16 protein-coding genes are annotated in these 18,229 nt (G+C 59.0%); 8 read left to right on the plus strand and 8 right to left on the minus strand.

What is annotated here, in order from left to right:
• Positions 1 to 13 precede the first annotated feature (13 nt).
• Both dctP and DIT72_RS06340 read right to left on the minus strand, forming a co-directional pair.
• On the minus strand, positions 14 to 1,060 hold the full coding sequence (gene dctP / locus DIT72_RS06335) for a TRAP transporter substrate-binding protein DctP (RefSeq protein WP_135954313.1): 1,047 nt from the start codon (positions 1,058 to 1,060) through the stop codon (positions 14 to 16).
• Between the two features lie 213 nt (positions 1,061 to 1,273).
• Entirely contained in the window at positions 1,274 to 2,857 is a 1,584-nt protein-coding gene (locus DIT72_RS06340; RefSeq protein ID WP_228260741.1) for a class I adenylate-forming enzyme family protein, read from the minus strand.
• 176 nt (positions 2,858 to 3,033) lie between these two features.
• Here DIT72_RS06340 and DIT72_RS06345 point away from each other — a divergent pair, with 176 nt between their 5' ends.
• From DIT72_RS06345 to DIT72_RS06370, 6 genes are all read left to right on the plus strand, one after another.
• Complete coding sequence (locus DIT72_RS06345) at positions 3,034 to 3,474, plus strand: PaaI family thioesterase (RefSeq protein WP_135954315.1); 441 nt, start codon at positions 3,034 to 3,036, stop codon at positions 3,472 to 3,474.
• A gap of 44 nt (positions 3,475 to 3,518) precedes the next feature.
• Entirely contained in the window at positions 3,519 to 4,721 is a 1,203-nt protein-coding gene (locus DIT72_RS06350; protein WP_135954316.1) for an acyl-CoA dehydrogenase family protein, read from the plus strand.
• Positions 4,722 to 4,886: 165 nt separating this feature from the next.
• Positions 4,887 to 5,654 carry an SDR family NAD(P)-dependent oxidoreductase gene (locus tag DIT72_RS06355; protein WP_135954317.1) on the plus strand — a complete coding sequence of 256 codons (768 nt, stop codon included), beginning with the start codon at positions 4,887 to 4,889 and terminating at the stop codon, positions 5,652 to 5,654.
• 168 nt (positions 5,655 to 5,822) lie between these two features.
• Positions 5,823 to 6,887 carry a phosphotransferase gene (locus DIT72_RS06360; RefSeq protein ID WP_135954318.1) on the plus strand — a complete coding sequence of 355 codons (1,065 nt, stop codon included), beginning with the start codon at positions 5,823 to 5,825 and terminating at the stop codon, positions 6,885 to 6,887.
• Entirely contained in the window at positions 6,884 to 7,663 is a 780-nt protein-coding gene (gene surE, locus DIT72_RS06365; RefSeq protein ID WP_135954319.1) for a 5'/3'-nucleotidase SurE, read from the plus strand. The genes DIT72_RS06360 and surE overlap by 4 nt, the downstream gene beginning before the upstream one ends.
• Before the next feature lie 22 nt (positions 7,664 to 7,685).
• Positions 7,686 to 9,353 (plus strand): long-chain fatty acid--CoA ligase, encoded by a 1,668-nt coding sequence (locus DIT72_RS06370; protein WP_135954320.1) that lies wholly within the window; start codon positions 7,686 to 7,688, stop codon positions 9,351 to 9,353.
• Between the two features lie 67 nt (positions 9,354 to 9,420).
• On the opposite strand, the gene DIT72_RS06375 is transcribed toward DIT72_RS06370, so the two are convergent.
• From DIT72_RS06375 to DIT72_RS06395, 5 genes are all read right to left on the minus strand, one after another.
• Positions 9,421 to 9,876 (minus strand): MaoC family dehydratase, encoded by a 456-nt coding sequence (locus DIT72_RS06375; RefSeq protein ID WP_135954321.1) that lies wholly within the window; start codon positions 9,874 to 9,876, stop codon positions 9,421 to 9,423.
• 180 nt (positions 9,877 to 10,056) lie between these two features.
• A complete protein-coding gene (locus tag DIT72_RS06380) occupies positions 10,057 to 10,818 on the minus strand; it encodes a class II aldolase/adducin family protein (protein WP_135954322.1) in 762 nt (253 codons plus the stop codon).
• Positions 10,819 to 10,836: 18 nt separating this feature from the next.
• Positions 10,837 to 11,979, minus strand: coding sequence for an acyl-CoA dehydrogenase family protein (locus tag DIT72_RS06385; protein WP_135954323.1), 1,143 nt, complete (start codon positions 11,977 to 11,979; stop codon positions 10,837 to 10,839).
• A gap of 10 nt (positions 11,980 to 11,989) precedes the next feature.
• A complete protein-coding gene (locus tag DIT72_RS06390) occupies positions 11,990 to 13,186 on the minus strand; it encodes an acyl-CoA dehydrogenase family protein (RefSeq protein WP_135954324.1) in 1,197 nt (398 codons plus the stop codon).
• A 31-nt stretch (positions 13,187 to 13,217) separates the two neighbouring features.
• The gene (locus DIT72_RS06395; protein WP_135954325.1) at positions 13,218 to 14,387 is read right to left on the minus strand and encodes an acyl-CoA dehydrogenase; all 1,170 of its coding nucleotides are present in this window, start codon (positions 14,385 to 14,387) and stop codon (positions 13,218 to 13,220) included.
• Positions 14,388 to 14,611: 224 nt separating this feature from the next.
• On the opposite strand from DIT72_RS06395, the gene DIT72_RS06400 reads away from it, so the two are divergent.
• A complete protein-coding gene (locus DIT72_RS06400; RefSeq protein WP_135954326.1) occupies positions 14,612 to 15,964 on the plus strand; it encodes a hypothetical protein in 1,353 nt (450 codons plus the stop codon).
• Positions 15,965 to 16,004: 40 nt separating this feature from the next.
• Here the strand turns inward: DIT72_RS06400 and DIT72_RS06405 are convergent, their stop codons facing one another.
• Complete coding sequence (locus tag DIT72_RS06405; RefSeq protein WP_135954327.1) at positions 16,005 to 16,934, minus strand: 2-hydroxyacid dehydrogenase; 930 nt, start codon at positions 16,932 to 16,934, stop codon at positions 16,005 to 16,007.
• A 304-nt stretch (positions 16,935 to 17,238) separates the two neighbouring features.
• Here DIT72_RS06405 and DIT72_RS06410 point away from each other — a divergent pair, with 304 nt between their 5' ends.
• Positions 17,239 to 18,063 carry an IclR family transcriptional regulator gene (locus tag DIT72_RS06410; RefSeq protein WP_135954328.1) on the plus strand — a complete coding sequence of 275 codons (825 nt, stop codon included), beginning with the start codon at positions 17,239 to 17,241 and terminating at the stop codon, positions 18,061 to 18,063.
• Positions 18,064 to 18,229 lie beyond the last annotated feature (166 nt).

Here is an 18,229-nt window from a genome sequence, read left to right on the forward strand (position 1 = left end):
TGTTCTTGCCCGCTTACAGTCGGCCGAGTTGCTTCAGGTATTCCTTGACCATCTCAACAGCCTTCGCTGCGTTATCGCTGGTCTTGGCTTCCTCGTCCCAGAACTTCTGGGCCACTTCAAGCATGTGATCCTGAACATCTTGCGGAAGTGTGTTGATCTCAACACCTTCCTCGGCTATGGCCTTCTGAAGCGTTACCTTTTCCTTGTGCTCATACTCGTTGGTGCGCACCCAGAACTGCTCTTTCAGGGCGTCCTTGACGGTGGCCTGCATATTTTCAGGCAGTGCGTCGAGTGCTTTCTGGCTGACGATGATGACGTCGGTACCCGCAACGTTCAGGGCGGGCTTGACGTGATACTTCGCTACTTCGTACAGAGACATGCTGTAAGCGCCCTGGGCAGCACCCCAGTGGGCGCCGTCAACGATGCCCGAATCCAGGGCTGAGTAGAGCTCGGCACCGGTAATGTAGGTTGTGGCTGCACCGGCTTCATCCAGGAATTTCTCCAATGCACCGGAGGAGCGGATCTTGAGTTTCTTCAGATCCTCAACGCTTTTGATTGGTTCCTTGACCACCATCTCGGTCTGGTAGACCTTGTCGGTGGCCCAGTAGACGTTATGTTCAGCGGCTTCTTCCCGCAGCATCTCCTCAAAACCCATATTCATATGGAAGTAGGCGGCTTCGGCAGGGGTCTGGAACGCCAGCGGCAAACCGGAGGCAACGCCGGCCAGGCTGATCTTGTTCTGAGCGTAAGCCGGGGAGATGGTGCCCATCTCCAGAATGCCACGGCTCACGGCGTTAAAGGTTTCCGTGGGCTTGAACAGGGCGCCGGATTCGTACAGCTCGAGTTTCAGGCGGCCGTCGGTGCGTTCCTCCAGCACATCTTTCAGTCGGCCCAGGCTGTCCTTGTAGGAAGAGCTGGCGCCCGGCCAGTGGGACTGAACTTTCCAGGTAAAGGTTTCCTCGGCGGCAACCGGCGCGCTGGCCAGGGCAGCAGTCAGGCCCAGGGTCATGGCCGAGGCATAAACCGTAAGGGATTTTCTGGCGGTGATTAGCATCTTCATTGTTGGACCTCGATCGTTATTGTGGTAGTTGTCTGTCTTGGCTTTGTTTCGCTCTGCAGAACTAGTGATTGCAGAATGAATCCGTGTATCTGAATCTATCACACACTTTGCTTTTTGCAATAGGGTGCAAGCGGATATTCTGTTACAGACTTCCAGGACTCACGGGAAGTATAGTGACTATTGCGCGCTGTAAGGCTGGACATGTCCATCTCGTCATCTCTTGCGCCAGTCTGCCCGAAGCTCCCGTTTCAGAACCTTGCCGATGGAAGACCGGGGAAGTTCCGCGCGAAACTCAATGGCCGCCATGCGCTGGGCCTTGCCCAGCTGTGCGTTCGCCCAGTCCAGCAGTTCAGCCTCGCTGATGTCGCCACCTTCGCTGCGGGGCTTCAGCACTACCAGTCCCAGGGGTGTTTCACCCCACTGCTCACTGGGAGTGCCGATGACGGCGGCATCGGCCACCGCCGGGTGTGCCAGCAGCACATTCTCCAGATCCACCGCATAGATATTGAAGCCGCCCGAGATGATCATGTCCTTGCGGCGGTCCAGGATGTAGACAAAACCATCCTCATCCACACGGCCCATATCCCCGCTGCGATAGAACACCAGCCCGTCCGGGCTGGTCCAGAGCATGCTCCGGGTCTGGTCGTCCCGGTTAACGTAGCCTCGCATCATGGAGATCGCACGGCCCACAATTTCGCCGGTTTCTCCTCTTGGCAGTTCGTTGCCCTGATCGTCGATCACCCGCACCTCGGCGCCCTCGGTCGGCACTCCGACGGAATCCCATTTATCGGGGTGGGCGGCACAGTCGAGGCAGGTGGAGATGCCGCCTTCGGTGAGGCCGTATACCTCGCGGATGTTGCCCGGCCAGCGGGCCAAGGCGTCGCGGATGACTTCGGCACGCAGTGGGGCGCTGGTGCACAGCTTGAGCTGGAACGCGGAGAGGTCGAAACGGTCGAATTCCGGGTCCGCCAGAATGCGCTGGTACTGCACCGGTACCAGCATGGCGTGGGTAACACGGTGGTGCTCGGCCAGTTCCAGGAACCGCCGGGCATCGAAGCGGGCCATCAGGATCAGCGTACCGCCATTGAACAGAGTGGGCAGTACTGACACCAGCGTGGTGTTGGAGTACAGCGGTGTCGACACCAGGTTCACCGCGTTACCGTCCAGTCCGAAGCGGCTCATGCGCACCATCTGGCGTTGGCGGAACCGGTAATCATGGAGAATGCCCTTGGGTGTGCCGGTGGTGCCGGAGCTGTAAATGATGTTGAAGGGGTGGTCGAGGGTCACTTGTGCCGGCCTCGCCTCGGAACCGGTTTGGCCAAGCCACTGGTTCAGGCCGTTCAGCCCCTCGTCATCTGTGTCCAGGCTGATGCATCCCGCTGCTGTGAGCTGGTCCAGCTTGCCTGCCATCGCGTCCAGCAGCGGCAGATTTTTTTCCGAAACAAACAGAAAGCGGGCAGCGCAATCGTTGACCATCAGCGCGAGGCTGCCACCACTGGCCATGCCTGATAACGGCACCACGCAGCCGCCGGCCACCAGCGTGGCCAGATACACAGCCACTGCCTCAAACCGGTTCTCTGACAGCAATGCGACGGTGTCGCCTTCCTTCAACCCTTCGACCCGCAAGCGATTGGCAATGCGGTTGGTCAGGCACACCAGTTCGCGCCAGCTGACGCTGCTTCGGTCGTCGATCAGGGCGGTCTGGTGGGGGCGTACCGCAGCCAGCTCCTGGATGCGCTCGCCGATGGGCTCCATGGTTTCTTCGGGGTCCACCGGTGCATGCACGGACATTTGCATCAAGCTTTCCATTTTTCGACCTTTTGGTGTTATCGTGTTTTATCTAGTGAAATCATCTTTCGTTAATATTGACTCAAAACCGCAAGGCGTGACAAATTACCTCGACGTGAATTTTGTGATGGCGCGAATAAACCACAAAACACGGTCTCTCTTAACCTGCCGGGAATGGAACTGTAATGAGTGAACAAGAACCTCTGTTTGCCGATGGAACAGACCTGCCGGGCTTCCACAGCCTGCTGGGTTATCGTCAGGTGTCCTGGGAAGAGAACGAAGCGGTGCTGGAACTGACACTGGAGCCACGGCACCTGAACCTGGGCGGAGTGATCCACGGAGGTGTGCTTACCTCTCTGCTGGACATTGTGCTGGCCCAGGCCGGCACCCATTGCCCTTACCCCGGGCGGATGCGCAAGGCCATCACCCTGACCCTGACCACCACCTTCACGGGCCAGTGTTCCGGCGGAACCATAACCGTCACCGGTCGCAAGCGCGCCGGCGGCACCCGCATATTCAACAGCACCGGCGAGGTTCATGACGACAAGGGCAATCTGTTGGCCATCGCCGAGGGTACGTTCCGGATTCGGTCCGGCAGCGACAAACCGGAGGGCGTTCCGATCTGACGGAACGGTTACCGAATCAACGCCAATACCAAGAGGAAGCGGACATGTTTGAACTGTCTGACAAAGCGAAACAACTGCAGGCGCAGCTGAACGAGTTCATGGATGCTTACATCTATCCGAACGAGCACAAGCACCATGAGCAGGTCGAGCAGGCAGAGAATCGCTGGGCGCCGGTGCCGATCATCGAGGAATTGAAGTCGAAGGCGAAAGCGGCGGGTCTGTGGAACCTGTTCCTGCCGGAAAGTGAGTTTGGTGCCGGGCTGACCAACTACGAATACGCGCACCTGTGTGAGGTGATGGGCCGTTCTGCCATGGCGCCGGAAGTGTTCAACTGCTCCGCGCCGGACACCGGCAACATGGAAACCATCGCCCGTTACGGTAACAAGGAACAGCAGGAGCAATGGCTGAAGCCCCTGCTCAATGGCGAAATCCGCTCCTGTTTCTCCATGACCGAGCCCGACGTGGCCTCTTCGGATGCCACCAACATCGCCTGTGAAATCCGCCGCGAGGGCGATGAGTATGTGATCAATGGTCGCAAGTGGTGGTCGTCTGGCGCCATGACGACCACCTCGAAAATTGCCATTGTCATGGGCAAGACCAATCCGGACGCTGAGAAGCATCAGCAGCAGTCGATGATCCTGGTGCCGCTGGATACCCCGGGTGTGAAGATGATTCGTTCGCTGACGGTATTCGGCTACGACCATGCGCCCCATGGCCATGCGGAGATTCACTACGAGAACGTGCGGGTGCCGGTGGAGAATATTCTGCTGGGTGAGGGCCGTGGTTTCGAAATCGCCCAGGGCCGCCTCGGGCCGGGCCGTATCCACCATTGCATGCGCACCATTGGTGTCGCCGAGCGCGCACTGGAGCTGATGTGCAAGCGTGCCAATGCCCGCGAAGCCTTTGGCAGGCCGCTGTCCGGTTTCGATTCCATCCGCAAGGACATCGCCCGCAGCCGTATCGAGATTGAGCAGGCGCGGCTGATGACGCTGAAAGCGGCGCACATGATGGATACTGTCGGTAACAAGGTTGCCCGTCAGGAGATCGCGATGATCAAGGTGATTGCGCCGAATATGGCGCTGAACGTTCTGGATCGTGCCATTCAGGTTCACGGTGGTGCCGGTGTGTCCCAGGACACCTTCCTGGCGGAAGCCTGGGCCAAGGTGCGGACCCTGCGGTTGGCGGACGGGCCCGATGAGGTGCACCTGGACTCTGTGGCCAAGATTGAGCTTCGTCAGTATCGCTAAAGATTTTCGGCCCGATTCGTCGGGTGCATGAACGACCGGGGAGGCACCTGCCGGGACACGCCGTGAATACGTCCGTGTAGGCTTGAGCAAAACATCCATGTTTTGCACAGTCCCGGCAGGTGCCTCCCCGGTCGTTCCCCAAGCATTGAGCATGAGGATCGAACTATGACTAATCCGCTTTTTGACATGACCGGAAAAGTCGCACTGATCACCGGTTCCACCAAAGGCATCGGCCGTTCTATCGCCGAGGAAATGGCCCGTCTGGGCGCCAAAGTGGTGATTTCCAGTCGCAAGGCCGATGCCTGTGAACAGGTCGCCAATGAGCTGAAGGCGCAAGGCTACGAAGCCATCGCCATTCCCTGCCATGTGGGCAGGAAAGAGGACCTGCAGAACCTGGTGGACAAGACCAACGAAGCCTGGGGTGCCATCGACGTGCTGGTGTGCAACGCCGCCACTAACCCGGTGTACGGCACCACCGCCGAAATGACCGACGACGCCTGGGACAAGATCATGGACACCAACGTCAAAGGCACTTTCTGGCTGACCAACATGGTGCTGCCGCAGATGGCAGAGAAAGGCGAAGGCGCGGTTGTTCTCCTGTCCAGCATCGCCGGCATCCGTGGTAATACCACCATCGGTACCTACGGCGTATCCAAAGCCGCCGAAGCGGCGCTGGCCCGTAATCTGGCAGTGGAGTGGGGACCGAAAGGCATCCGCGTGAACAGCATCGCCCCCGGCCTGATCAAAACCGACTTTGCCAAGGCTCTTTGGGAAGATCCGGTTCGCGTCAAACGCGCCGAAGACAAGACCCCACTCAGGCGAATCGGCGAGCCGGTGGACATCGCTGGCCTGGCGGTCTTTCTTGCAACAAAGGCCAGTGCCTACATCACCGGCCAGGTCATTGTAGCCGACGGTGGTGAGACCATTTGCTGAGGATTGCCTTCAAGAGTGGGGAGGCCGGCGGGCGAGGTGCCTTTCTTCCGGGAAAAAGAACTCGCTGCGCTCAGACACCTTTTTCCCTGCACAAAGGCACCCCACCCACCGTCCGCAGAACTGTTTGCAGGCTGTGACGCATAAAGATAAAGAAGGTTGAATCGCATCATGAGTATGACTCCGGAATTGGTAGAGGTTTTGCCAGCACACAAGTTTGACGAGTCCCGACTCCTGGAATGGCTTCAGAAATCGCTGCCGGATTTTGGTAGCCGCATGGACGTCAAACAATTTCAGGGCGGGCAGTCCAATCCGACCTTTTTGCTGGACACCGACAGCGGGCTATACGTGCTGCGTAAAAAGCCATCTGGGAAAACACTGCCCTCTGCTCATATGGTCGAGCGGGAATACAAAGTCATGCGCGCGCTGTCCGAACACACCAGCGTGCCGGTGCCGAAGACCAGGGCCCTGTGTGAAGACAGTACCATCATCGGCACACCGTTCTATGTCATGGACTATCTGGAAGGCCGCATCGTCAGCCATCCGGCTCTCAGGGCGCTGGATCGTCAAGAGAGGATGCCCGCGCATTACTCCGCCATTGATACCCTGGCGGCGCTGCACGCAGTAGACGTTCATCAGGTGGGCCTTGGGGACTATGGCCGTCCGGAAGGCTATGTGGCACGTCAGGTCGCTCGCTGGAGCAAGCAGTACCTGGCGGCCAAGACCGATGACATGCCGGCGATGGATAAGCTCATGGAATGGCTGCCGCAGAATCTGCCGTCCACCGACGAGTGTGCCATCGCCCATGGCGACTACCGTTTTGGCAATCTGATGCTGGCTCCGGACAAACCCGAGGTCATCGCCATTCTGGACTGGGAACTGTCCACACTTGGGCACCCGCTGGCGGATCTGGCCTATTACTGCCTGCCTTACCACCTGCCTTCGGACATGGAAGGGATGCGCGGCTTGCAGGGCGAAGACCTGGAAGCATTGGGTATTCCCGACGAGCAGGAAACCATCGCCCGCTACTGTCAGCAGAGTGGCCGTGACGGCATTGCCGACTGGCATGTCTTCCTGTCGTTTTCGCTGTTCCGCCTGGCGGCCATTCTGCAGGGCGTTTATGCCCGTGCGTTGCAGGGCAATGCTGCCAACGCCGATGCATTGCAGGTTGGCAGGAGGGCGAGCCTGCTGGCGGAGGCCGGCTGGCGGATTGCCAGTGAGGGTGAACGGTCATGAATGAGCCCATGGTCAAATGCATCCTGATCACCAACGACGACGGTATCAACGCCCCCGGCCTGAAGGTACTGGAGCAGATCGCCCGCAACCTCGCCGAGGAAGTCTGGGTGGTGGCGCCGGAGCATGACCGCAGTGGCGCCGGCCAGAGTATCTCCATCCATGATCCGTTGCGGGTGTATGAGCAGGGTGACAGGCGTTATGCGGTTTCCGGTACACCGGCGGACTGTGTGTTGTATTCGCTGGCCCAGTGGTTCGGGGAAACTCCGCCCGATCTGGTGCTGTCGGGGGTGAACTGCGGCGCCAATATCAGCGATTCGGTGCAGTATTCCGGCACTGTGGGCGCGGTGCTCAGCGCCGAGCACATGGGCATACCGGCGATTGCCTTGAGCCAGGCTTTTTTGAGCCGCGAAGGTGTGGACTGGTCGCCGGTATCTGCCTTTGGGGAATCCGTGGTGCGTCAGTTGTGGCAGCCGGGACAGAGCTGGGCGTGGAACGTGAATTTCCCGGCCTGCGAGGTAGCGGGCATCACCCAGGCGCGCTGGTGCCGGCAGTCCACCGGCTCAATCCAGCGTGCGCGTCTGCTGGCGGGCCAGGATGCCCGAAGCCTGCCGTACTGGTGGCTGGGGTTTGATCGCAGCTCCCGCCACATTGTGGCGCCGGATGAAGACGTCAGCGTGTTGCGGGGGAAAGCCATCGCCATCACGCCATTGCGCCACGGGGAGCCCCTGCCCGGCGGCACTGAAGCTTTCGATCTGGCCGCAACAGCGGCTCACTGAACCGGATAAAGGAATCACAACAATGACATTTACACGCCATTACGCCGTTTGGCCGAGAGAGCTGCCCAAGAGCATGGCGCTGCCCCGGACCAGCGTGTTTACCAATCTGGAAATTTCTGCGTGGCGTTATCCGGATCGCACCGCGATTATTTTTTACGATGCGTCGATGACCTACAGCCGCCTGTTCCGGGAGGTGGAGGCGATGGCCGGTTACCTGCGGGCTCAGGGTGTGGTAAAAGGCGACCGGGTGTTGCTGTACATGCAGAACTCTCCCCAGTACGTGGTTGCCTATTACGCCATTCTGCGTGCGGATGCCATAGTGATTCCGGTTAACCCGATGAACCGGACGGCGGAACTGGAGCACTACGCTGCTGATACCGGTGCCAATGTCTGCCTGGCGGGCCAGGAACTGACCGGCTTTATCGTTCCTTTGCTGGAAACCACCGATCTCAACCACATAGTGGTAGCTTCCTACAGTACGTATATCAGCACGGATACCGATCTGGATCTGCCGGCGGAAGTTGCAGCGCTGCCCTGGTCGCAACAGGTGGACGGCGTGGTTAGCTGGGAGCAGGCGCTGGCGGCGGATAACATCCCGTCAGCCCACACCGCCGGCCCGGATGATCTCGCCGTTATTCCCTACAGTTCCGGCACTACTGGTGCGCCCAAGGGCTGCATGCACACCCACCGCAGCGTGATGGCCACTGCCGTGCACCGGGCGTTCTGGAACCTCAGCACCGCCAACACGGTGCAACTGGCCACCCTGCCGTTCTTCCACGTCACCGGCATGACCGGTTCCATGAACAGTCCCATCTACAGCGGTTCCACCACGGTTATCATGACCCGCTGGGATCGCACCACTGCGGCCCGATTGATCGAGCGTTACCGGGTCACCGGCTGGACCAACATTGTCACCATGGCGGTGGATTTCCTGTCCAACCCGGACATCGGCCAGTACGACCTGAGCAGTCTGAACACCATCGGCGGTGGTGGGGCAGCCATGCCGGAATCGGTCGCTGCCAAGCTCAAGACCATGACCGGCCTGGACTACATCGAGGGTTACGGGCTGTCGGAAACCATGGCGGCCACTCACATCAATCCGCCGAATCGTCCCAGGCCCCAGTGCCTCGGCATTCCGGTGTTTGATGTCGACAGCCGCATCATCGATCTGGAAACCCTGGAAGAGAAAGGCCCGGGTGAGGTGGGTGAAATTGTCTCGAACGGTCCGCAGGTGACCCAGGGTTACTGGAAGCGCCCGGCCGAAACCGAAGCTGCCTTTGTGGAAATCGACGGCAAACGCTTCTTCCGTACCGGGGATCTCGCCTATTACGACGAAGAGGGTTATTTCTTCATGGTGGATCGGGTCAAGCGGATGATCAACGCCTCGGGTTACAAGGTCTGGCCATCGGAAGTGGAAGGGCTGATGTACCGGCACCCGGGTATTCACGAAGTGTGCATCATTTCCTCGCCGCACCCCAGGCGGGGGGAGACCGTGAAGGCGTGCATCGTACTTACGCCTGAGGCGGAAGGCAGCACCACGGAAGCGGATATCGTCAGCTGGTGCAAAGAGCAGATGGCAGTCTACAAAGTGCCTGAAATCGTCCAGTTTGTGGATAAGCTGCCGAAGTCCCCTACGGGCAAGCTGATGTGGCGGTCACTGCAGGAAGAGGAGTGGGAGGCCAAAGGCTGACTCGCCGTTCCACTGATCACGCAGTCCGTACCCCCATAAATAAGGGACCGCCTGGCGGCCCCTCGATCTAAGCCACGTACATCACCAGATTTTCCGCCACACAGGCAGGCTTGTCCTCACCCTGAATCTCCACCGTGGTCCTGTAGGTGGCCAGGGTGCGCCGGTCGTCCACTCTGGTCACATCCATCAGTTCCATTTTACTGCGGATAGCCGACCCGGACTTCACTGCGGCGGGGAAGCGTAGCTTGTCTATCCCGTAGTTGATGCTGGCGCTTTTGCCCTGCACGTTGATCACCTGCTGATTCAACAGAGGAATCAGGGAGGCGGTGAGAAAACCGTGGGCCACAGTACTCTTCCAGGGTGATTCACGCCTTGCCCGTTCGACATCCAGATGAATCCACTGGTGGTCGCCCGTGGCATCGGCAAAAGCCTGAATCATCTCCTGGGTGACGGTTTTCCATGGACTGTGGCCAATCAAAGAACCCTTATGCTTTTCCAGATCGTTCAGCTCAACCGAAAGCATGCCTGCATCCTTAAATCGAGAGTTGGCAAAGACTTGATGCAGAAGCCATGGAAGGACGACACCTTTCCGGGACCGTCAAAAACATGGATGTTTTTGTCGAGCGTACAGGGACGTATTCACAGCGTGTCCCGGAAAGGTGTCGTCCTTCCATGGCGCACCAGGCACCAGCTTGCGAGAAAGTCAGACCGCGTACCCGGGATTCTTGCTATCCAGAAGCCGCACCAGAGCCGGCCAGGTCAAAGCCGCCGCACTACCCAGCGCCTGAGATTGATCCGCCGTGGTCTGAATGGCCTGCTCCGAGGGCATACAGGTGGGCCCGCAACTCTGGGCCTTGACCTGGATCTCACAAGCCTTCATCAGGAAATACAGATAGGTGAAGGTCTCCGGAACATCTTTCCCTGCCGTCAGCACACCATGGTTGCGCAACATCATCATCGACTTGTCGCCGAGATCGTTGATCAGCCGCTCCCGCTCATCCAGATTCAGGGCCACGCCTTCATAGTCGTGATAGCTCAAATGGTTCAGACACAGCATCGCCGTCTGGCTCAGGGGCAGCAGGCCATCCCGGTGGGCCGATACCGCCACACCATCGGGTGCGTGCAGGTGCATCACCGCGCCCGCGTCTTCCCGGCCCATGTGCACGGCACTGTGAATGGTAAAGCCGGCCGGGTTCACACGGCTCAGGCCACCGGATTGCACCACCTCGCCGTCCCGGTCGACCTTCACCAGTGACGACGCGGTGATTTCATGGAACAGCAGGCCGTAAGGATTGATCAGGAAATGGTGCTCCGGCCCCGGTACCCGCGCGGACAGGTGGGTGAACACCAGGTCGTCCCAGCCGAACAGGGCCACCAGACGATAGGCCGCAGCCAGCTCGGTACGCACCTTCCATTCGGCTTTCTTCAGGTCCTGCTGTGCTGACTGGTTGCTGGTCTTTGTCATGGTCATTTGCACCGCCCTTCAGCTGGCTTGCAGCAGAGAGGCGTAACGTTCCAGGTGGAAGTCGTCATCGCCCAGTTGATGATTGATGGCAATCAGGCGCTTGGCGTAATGGGCAAAGTTATACTCCCAGGTCATACCGATGCCGCCATGCATCTGGATACCGCTTTCGGAAATGAACTGTCCCGCGCGCCCGATCACGTTCTTGGCTCCGGCCAGAACACGGCTGCGCTCATCACCCTGTTCACTGTCAGCGACGCTGGCGGCCAGAATCGCCATGGACCGGGCCTGTTCCAGTTCCGACATCATGTCCACCATGCGATGCTGCAGTACCTGGAACTTGCCGATGGGCACGCCAAACTGCTTGCGCTGTTTGAGGTACTCCAGGGTCAGCTCATTGGCCATCTCCATGACCCCCACGGCTTCCGCACACAGGGCGGCAATGGCGCGGCCGGCCTGGTATTCGATGACGTCCGCGGCTTCGCCTTCGGCCCCCAGCAGCGCGTCCGCATCAACCTGGACGTCGTTCAGGGTGATGTCACAGCCTTTGGCACCGTCAATGGTGGGGTAAGTGCGGCGCTCAATACCGGCGGTATCCGGGCTCAGGGCAAACAGACTGATGCCATCGGCATCGCGGGTGTCGCCCGAGGTGCGGGCAGATACCACAATCACGTCGGCACAATGACCACCAATCACCACCGCTTTGCGGCCATTCAGTACATAGCCCTCACCGTTTTTCTCGGCACGGGTTTCCACGTTGTTCAGGTCGTAGAAGCTCTGAGGCTCCTGCAGGCCCACAGCAGCTTTCAGTTCGCCGCTGGCGATGCCAGCCAGCCAGTTTTGTTGCTGGCTGTCGTTGCCGGCCTGGCGGATCAGGCCGCCGCCGAAAACGATGGACTGAAGATACGGCTCAAGGCACAGGCCCCGGCCCAGCTCCGCCATCAGCGACTGCACTTCCACCCCTCCGCCACCGAAGCCGCCAAGCTCTTCGGAAAACGGTACGGCAGTCAGGCCCAGTTCGCTGAGCTGCTTCCAGAAATCGGCGCTGAAGCCCAGGTCCGTTTCGCTGAACGCCAGACGTTTTTCAAAGCTGTACTCACCGCGCACCAGGCGGGCCACGGTGTCCTGCAGCATCTGCTGCTCTTCGTTGAGTCGGAAATCCATGGTCGCCTCCTTAAAGCCCGAGAATCGTTTTCGACACGATGTTTTTCTGGATCTCGTTGGATCCGCCGAAAATCGACAGCTTGCGGTTGTTGAAATAGTGAGCGGCCAGTGGCGCAGCGTCCTTGTCGGACAGGAATTCGCCGTCGTAATCCAGTTCCATTTCTTCCTCCAGGAATGGCAGGGCGTAGGGGCCGATAGCGCGGCGGGCGAGATCGTTGATGGACTGACGGATCTCGGTGCCTTTTACCTTGAGCATCGAACTTTCCGCACCCGGCACGCCACCACCTTCAACCGAGGCAATAATACGCAGGTTGCTGATGGCGGCTGCCGTCAGATCAATTTCCACCCTGGCGATACGCTGGCTGAAGGACGGATCCTCGATCAACGGTTTACCATTCTTCATCCGGCGGCTGGCCAGCTGCTTGAGGTGCGAGAGTGCCGCCTTGGACATACCAATACCTGCCAGGCCGGTGCGCTCGTATGTGAGCAGGAACTTGGCATAGGTCCAGCCCTTGTCTTCCTCGCCGACCAGGTTTTCCACCGGCACCTTCACGTCCTGGAAGAACACTTCGTTGACTTCGTGTTCGCCATCGAGGGTGATGATCGGGCGCACGGTGATGCCCGGTGTGTTCATGTCAATCAGCAGGAACGAGATGCCTTCCTGTTTCTTGACCTCGGTATTGGTGCGCACCAGGCAGAAAATCATGTTGGCGTACTGGCCCAGAGTGGTCCAGGTTTTCTGGCCGTTCACGATGTAATGGTCGCCCTCACGCACGGCACGGGTTTTCAGGGACGCCAGGTCAGAGCCGGCGCCGGGCTCGGAATACCCCTGGCACCACCAGTCCTCGCCGCTGAGAATGCGCGGCAGGTATTTCTGTTTTTGCTCTTCGTTACCGAATCTGATGATCACCGGCGCCACCATGTTTACCCCGAACGGGATGGAGCGGGGAGCGCCGTAACGGCAGGATTCTTCATCCCAGATGTGCTTCTGCACCGGCGTCCACTTCACACCGCCGTACTCTTCCGGCCAGTGCGTCGCGTACCAGCCCTGTTTGCAGAGGATTTTCTGCCAGCGCAGATGGTCTTCTTTGGACAGGCGGCGGAACCCGTTTACCTTGGCGGCGATGTCCGCCGGCAGCTTCTCTTCCAGGAATGCTCTTACCTCGTCACGGAAGGCGAGTTCCCCGGCGGTGTAGTTCATGTTCATCGGATAAACCTCGTTTGCGTTTGTGCAACAATCAGCTGAACGCCTGAATGCCGGTCTGGCCGCGCCCCAGAATCAGCGCGTGAACATCGTGAGTACCTTCGTAGGTGTTCACCGCCTCCAGATTCATTACGTGGCGAATTACATGGTATTCGTCGGAAATGCCGTTACCACCGTGCATGTCACGGGCAACCCGGGCTATGTCCAAAGCCTTGCCGCAGTTGTTGCGCTTGAGCAGGGATACCGCATCCGGTGTCGCCTCGCCGGTGTCCATCATGCGGCCCAGTTGCAGCACGGCCTGCAGGCCCAGGGTGATTTCGGTCTGCATGTCTACCAGCTTCTTCTGGATCAGCTGGTTGGCGGCCAGAGGCTTGCCGAACTGCTTGCGCTCAAGGGTGTAGTTGCGAGCGGCGTGCCAGCAGAACTCGGCAGCACCAAGGGAGCCCCAACTGATGCCGTAGCGGGCCTTGGTGAGGCAGCTGAGCGGACCTTTGAGGCCTTCCACGTCCAGCTTGTTCTCCTCCGGCACAAACACTTCGTCCATAAAGATGGAGCCGGTATCGGAAGCACGCAGTGAGAACTTGCCTTCGATCTTTGGTGTGTCCAGGCCCTTGCCGTCTTCGCGCTCGATCACGAAGCCGGTTACCACACCGTCCAGCTTGCCCCAGACTACGCAGATATCGGCGATCGGGGAGTTGGTGATCCAGGTTTTGGAACCACTCACCAGATAGCCACCGTCGACCTTCCTGGCGCGGGTTTCCATGCCACCCGGATCAGAGCCGTGGTTGGGTTCGGTCAGACCAAAGCAGCCTACGTACTCGCCGGATGCCAGCTTGGGCAGGATGCGTTTCTTCAGCGCTTCCTGACCATAGGTAAAGATGGGATACATCACCAGTGACGACTGCACGCTCAGGGCCGAGCGATAGGCAGAATCCACACGCTCGACTTCACGGGCAATCAGGCCATAGCACACATGGTTAAGGCCAGGGCCGCCGTACTCTTCCGGCAGGGTAGCGCCGAGCATGCCCAGGTCGCCCATGTCGGTAAAGATGGAGCGGTCGAACTTCTCGTGACGGTTCGCTTCGATAATACCGGGCATCAGGCGCTGGTCGCAGAAAGAACGGATACTGTCCCGTACCTGACGCTCGGTTTCATCCAGTTGCTTGTCAAATTGCAGCAGGTCATCCCAGGGTGCGAAAGCCATGGTGTCTCTCCTCAGAAAATTGGTCAGTCATTCGTTCAGTCACAGCGGCCATGCCCCTGTTGTCGTCCTTCCTCTGCAGCGCAGAAAGCTTTCGGACTTATTTTGCCATTAATGCTACTATAGTTTCGTATAGCGGAATTAAGTTTTGTAGATTGATGCATAAAGACTAATCCGGGTTTGTGTGAAATGCAACCGATACCACCCTCGAGGATCGCGAATTTTCTATGAGTCGTTTTCTGGTTCCCGTTGCTGTATTGCTGGAGCTTGTGGCGCTGTATCTGGACAGTTCCTGGCTCAGCACATTGTCCGGTGTGCTGTTTGTGCTGTACTTCCTGACCATGCTCGGCCGGCTGCAGGCCTATTCCCGATACCTTTTTCTGATCTCGGTGCTGTTGGTGGGCGCTCTTGCGCTGGCGGGTGAGCTGGGGCCCGGTGAGCTGATATATGCGGCCTCCAACGTCGCTTTCTACGCCGCTTTCCTGGGTAGCCTTGGCATGATGCAGTGCCTGGTGCGCCGGCTGGAAGTGCTTCAGCGCATTCACGATGTGCTGTTGGGCGGCCGCCCGGCGTTGCTGTATCCAAAATACGCACTGGTCAGCTGCGGTATTGCGTCGGTACTGAGTTTCGGGGTCATGAACCTGCTCTGCGGTACCCTCGCGGATACCCTGCGGCAGCGGGGTATTACCGGGGCCTCACGCCTGCGTTGGCTGCGCAGTGTATTGATCAGTACCCTGCGGGGCTTTGCACTGGTGCCGCTGGTCGCGCCGACCAGTGTGGCGGTGGCTATTATCACCCGTGAGGTACCAACTCTGAGCTGGTCGGGGCTGCTGCCTTACGGTATGGGTAGCGCAGTGCTGCTCATACTTGTTGGCTGGTTTCTTGAGTACAAACGCTTTCGCATGGTCAGCAGCGAGCGCAAGGCGCTGGAACACTGGCCTGCCGGCAGTGGCCGGCTGGCCCTTCTGATCACGGTAATCTTCGTTGCCATGGCCGCACTGGTGCAGCTGTCAGGCGTGAAGGTCTCGGTGGCGGCGATGCTCACCGTGCCGGTAGTGACCTTCCTTTATATGTTGTGGCATGACCGCTCGCTGCCGGGCGTGGCCCGGGAGTCGGTGGACAACATGCTGGGCATGAGCAATGAGATGTCCATTTTCGCCGGGTCCGCCGGGCTCGGTGTGGCGCTGGTGGCGGTGATTCCGGCGGACGCGCTGGCGGGGCTGGCTTCGGGAGAGCAGGGGGTGTTCCTGCTGGCGGCCTGTGGATTGCTGATGATGCCCATGCTGTCGGCCATCGGCATTATCCCCATTACCGTGCTGAGCGTGCAGGCGGGACTGATGCCGCAACTGGTGGCGGAAGGGGTGAATCCGTTGCCCATTGCCGTGGCCCTGGTAATCGGGTTTTCTCTGGCGATGATGCTGTCGCCGTTCGGTCCGGCGGTGATGTTGCTGTCGCGGTTCGGCCAGGTGTCGCGCTGGGTGGTGGCGTTTGGCTGGAACGGGCTGTTCGTGCTGCTGTCCATCCCGTTGTTGCTGATCATGCTATGGGCAGTGTTCGTATTGGCACCGGCCACGGGTTAATCAGAGGCTGATAACAGTGACCGGCGTAATGCCAGGATGGTCAGTAACCGCGGCCGGTGTCAACGATACCGGTAATGGGCTGGCCGTTGTAATGGGCGCGGATCTTCCTGGTGATCTGCTCCAGGGTGGCATCGCGCAAGGTGCGGGCGGAAATGTGCGGCGTGATGGTGATCTCCGGTCGCTGCCAGAACGGGTGATCCGCGGGTAACGGTTCCTGACGGAAAACATCCAGCGAGGCCCGCGCTACCTGGCCGCTGTCTATTGCTTCGAGCAGATCATCTTCCACCAGATGTTCGCCGCGGCCGACGTTGATCACCACGGCACCGGGCATCAGCTGGCTGAAGAGCTGGCGGTTCAGGATATCGCGGGTTTCCTCGGTCAGCGGCAGGGTGTTTACCAGCACGCGCGTTGAGCCCAGGAAGTCGGTCAGCCTGTTCGCGCCGGCATAGGTCGTTACCCTGTCGAGGGTATGGTCGCTGCGCGCCCAGCCATTGACCCGGTAATCGAGGTCGGCGAGCGTGCGCGCCACACGCTTGCCAATATGGCCCAGTCCCATGATCCCTACTGGCCATTCACTGCGTTTGATCGGCCGGTGAATTTTCCATATGTTTTCCCGTTGTTGCTCGCGGTAGGTTTCCATGCCACGGCTGGCTTCCACTAACTGGTGAAGCATGTATTCCGCCATTTGTACCGACATACCGGCGTCTTCCAGGCGCACCATCGGCAGGTGAGGTGGCAGATTGGGTACCGCCAGCAGACCATCGATGCCGGCGCCGAGGTTGAACACCGCCTTCAGTCTGGTCTCCCGCTCGAACAGCTCCGCCGGCGGCTGCCAGACAATGGCGTAATCGGCGTCCACAGCCGGACCGTTGGCGTCCCATACGTAAACCTCGGCTTCCGGAAGCAGTTCCTTGATGGGTACCGTCCAGCGCTCTGGTTTGGGGTCTCCGGCTACAAACAGAACTTTCATGATGCTCTCCCGGGATCGTCAAATGGATGAAATTTCTTTATAATGTTTCGCTTTGCAGAATATTATACCGAAATGGTTTCGTGAGCCCGGATTGGAGTGTCGCAAAAACGGGTCAATAGTGAAACATAAAGGAAGATTGTTTCATGTTTGGCACGACTCTTGATCCTTTTCAATACACTCTGTGGTACTTGATACTTACAGCCATTAAAATAGTTCAAATTTTCGCTTTCTGACCAAGTTCCCGGCACTGTTCCAGCACTGCGGGCTTGCCGGATCAGGCCATGCTGTTGGAGGACGCCCGATTATGAACAAAGCACAGATCACCCCACCGGAACTGTTGGCGGCTTCCGGTGACGGTGAGCCGGTAAAGCCGGAAAAAGACCGCAAGTTCGTAGAGGCGCTGTCCCGTGGTCTCGACGTGCTTCGTGCCTTCAGCCAAGGCTCGGTCATTCTGGGCAACCAGGACATTTCACGCCTGACCGGTCTGCCCAAACCGACGGTTTCGCGCATGACCTATACCCTGACCAAGCTTGGTTATCTCAGCTACAACTCGCAGCTGGAGAAGTACCAGCTCAGTTCCGGAGTGCTGGCCCTGGGTTACGCCTACGTGTCCAACCTCAAGGTGCGCCAGCTGGCCAGGCCGTACATGGATGAGTTTGCCCGCCAGACCAACATGTCCGTCGGCCTGACCTGCCGTGACCGCCTGCACATGATCTATGTCGAGAACCGGCTGCCGCCGGAAGCGTCCCTGCTGCGCATGGACATCGGCCTGAAACTTCCCATGGCAACCACGTCCTCCGGGCGCGCCTACTACTGTGCCATCTCCGAAAAAGGCCGCAAGGTGATTGATGACGCCATGGCAGCCAAGTATGGCGATGCCTGGCCGGAGAAGCAGCAGGGTCTGGAGCGCTCGATGGAAGACTACAAGAAGTACGGCTTCTGTCTTTCCCTCGGCGAGTGGGACCGCAACATCAACTCCGCCGGAGTGCCCATTCATCTGCAGGACGGCACTATCATGGCGCTGACCTGCGCGGCGCCTTCGTATCTGGTGCCCGCTGAAAAGCTGCGGGAATCCATTGCCCACCAGCTTGCAATGCTGGCCAGTGATATAGAGTCGCTCGGCGTTTGATCCGACACGGGAGCAAGGAGCCGGCAGACAGGGCCCCTCCAACTTCTCTCAAAAAACCCGGGATTCATCCCGGGTTTTTTGTGCCTGCATTTTAATTCAAGGTTGAAACCTGTCGGCAACTTGTATTAAATCGTTTCTATGTTTCGCTAGTTAAAACCATATTCCA

Source organism: Marinobacter orientalis (assembly GCF_004792665.1).
GTDB classification, from domain to species: domain Bacteria; phylum Pseudomonadota; class Gammaproteobacteria; order Pseudomonadales; family Oleiphilaceae; genus Marinobacter; species Marinobacter orientalis.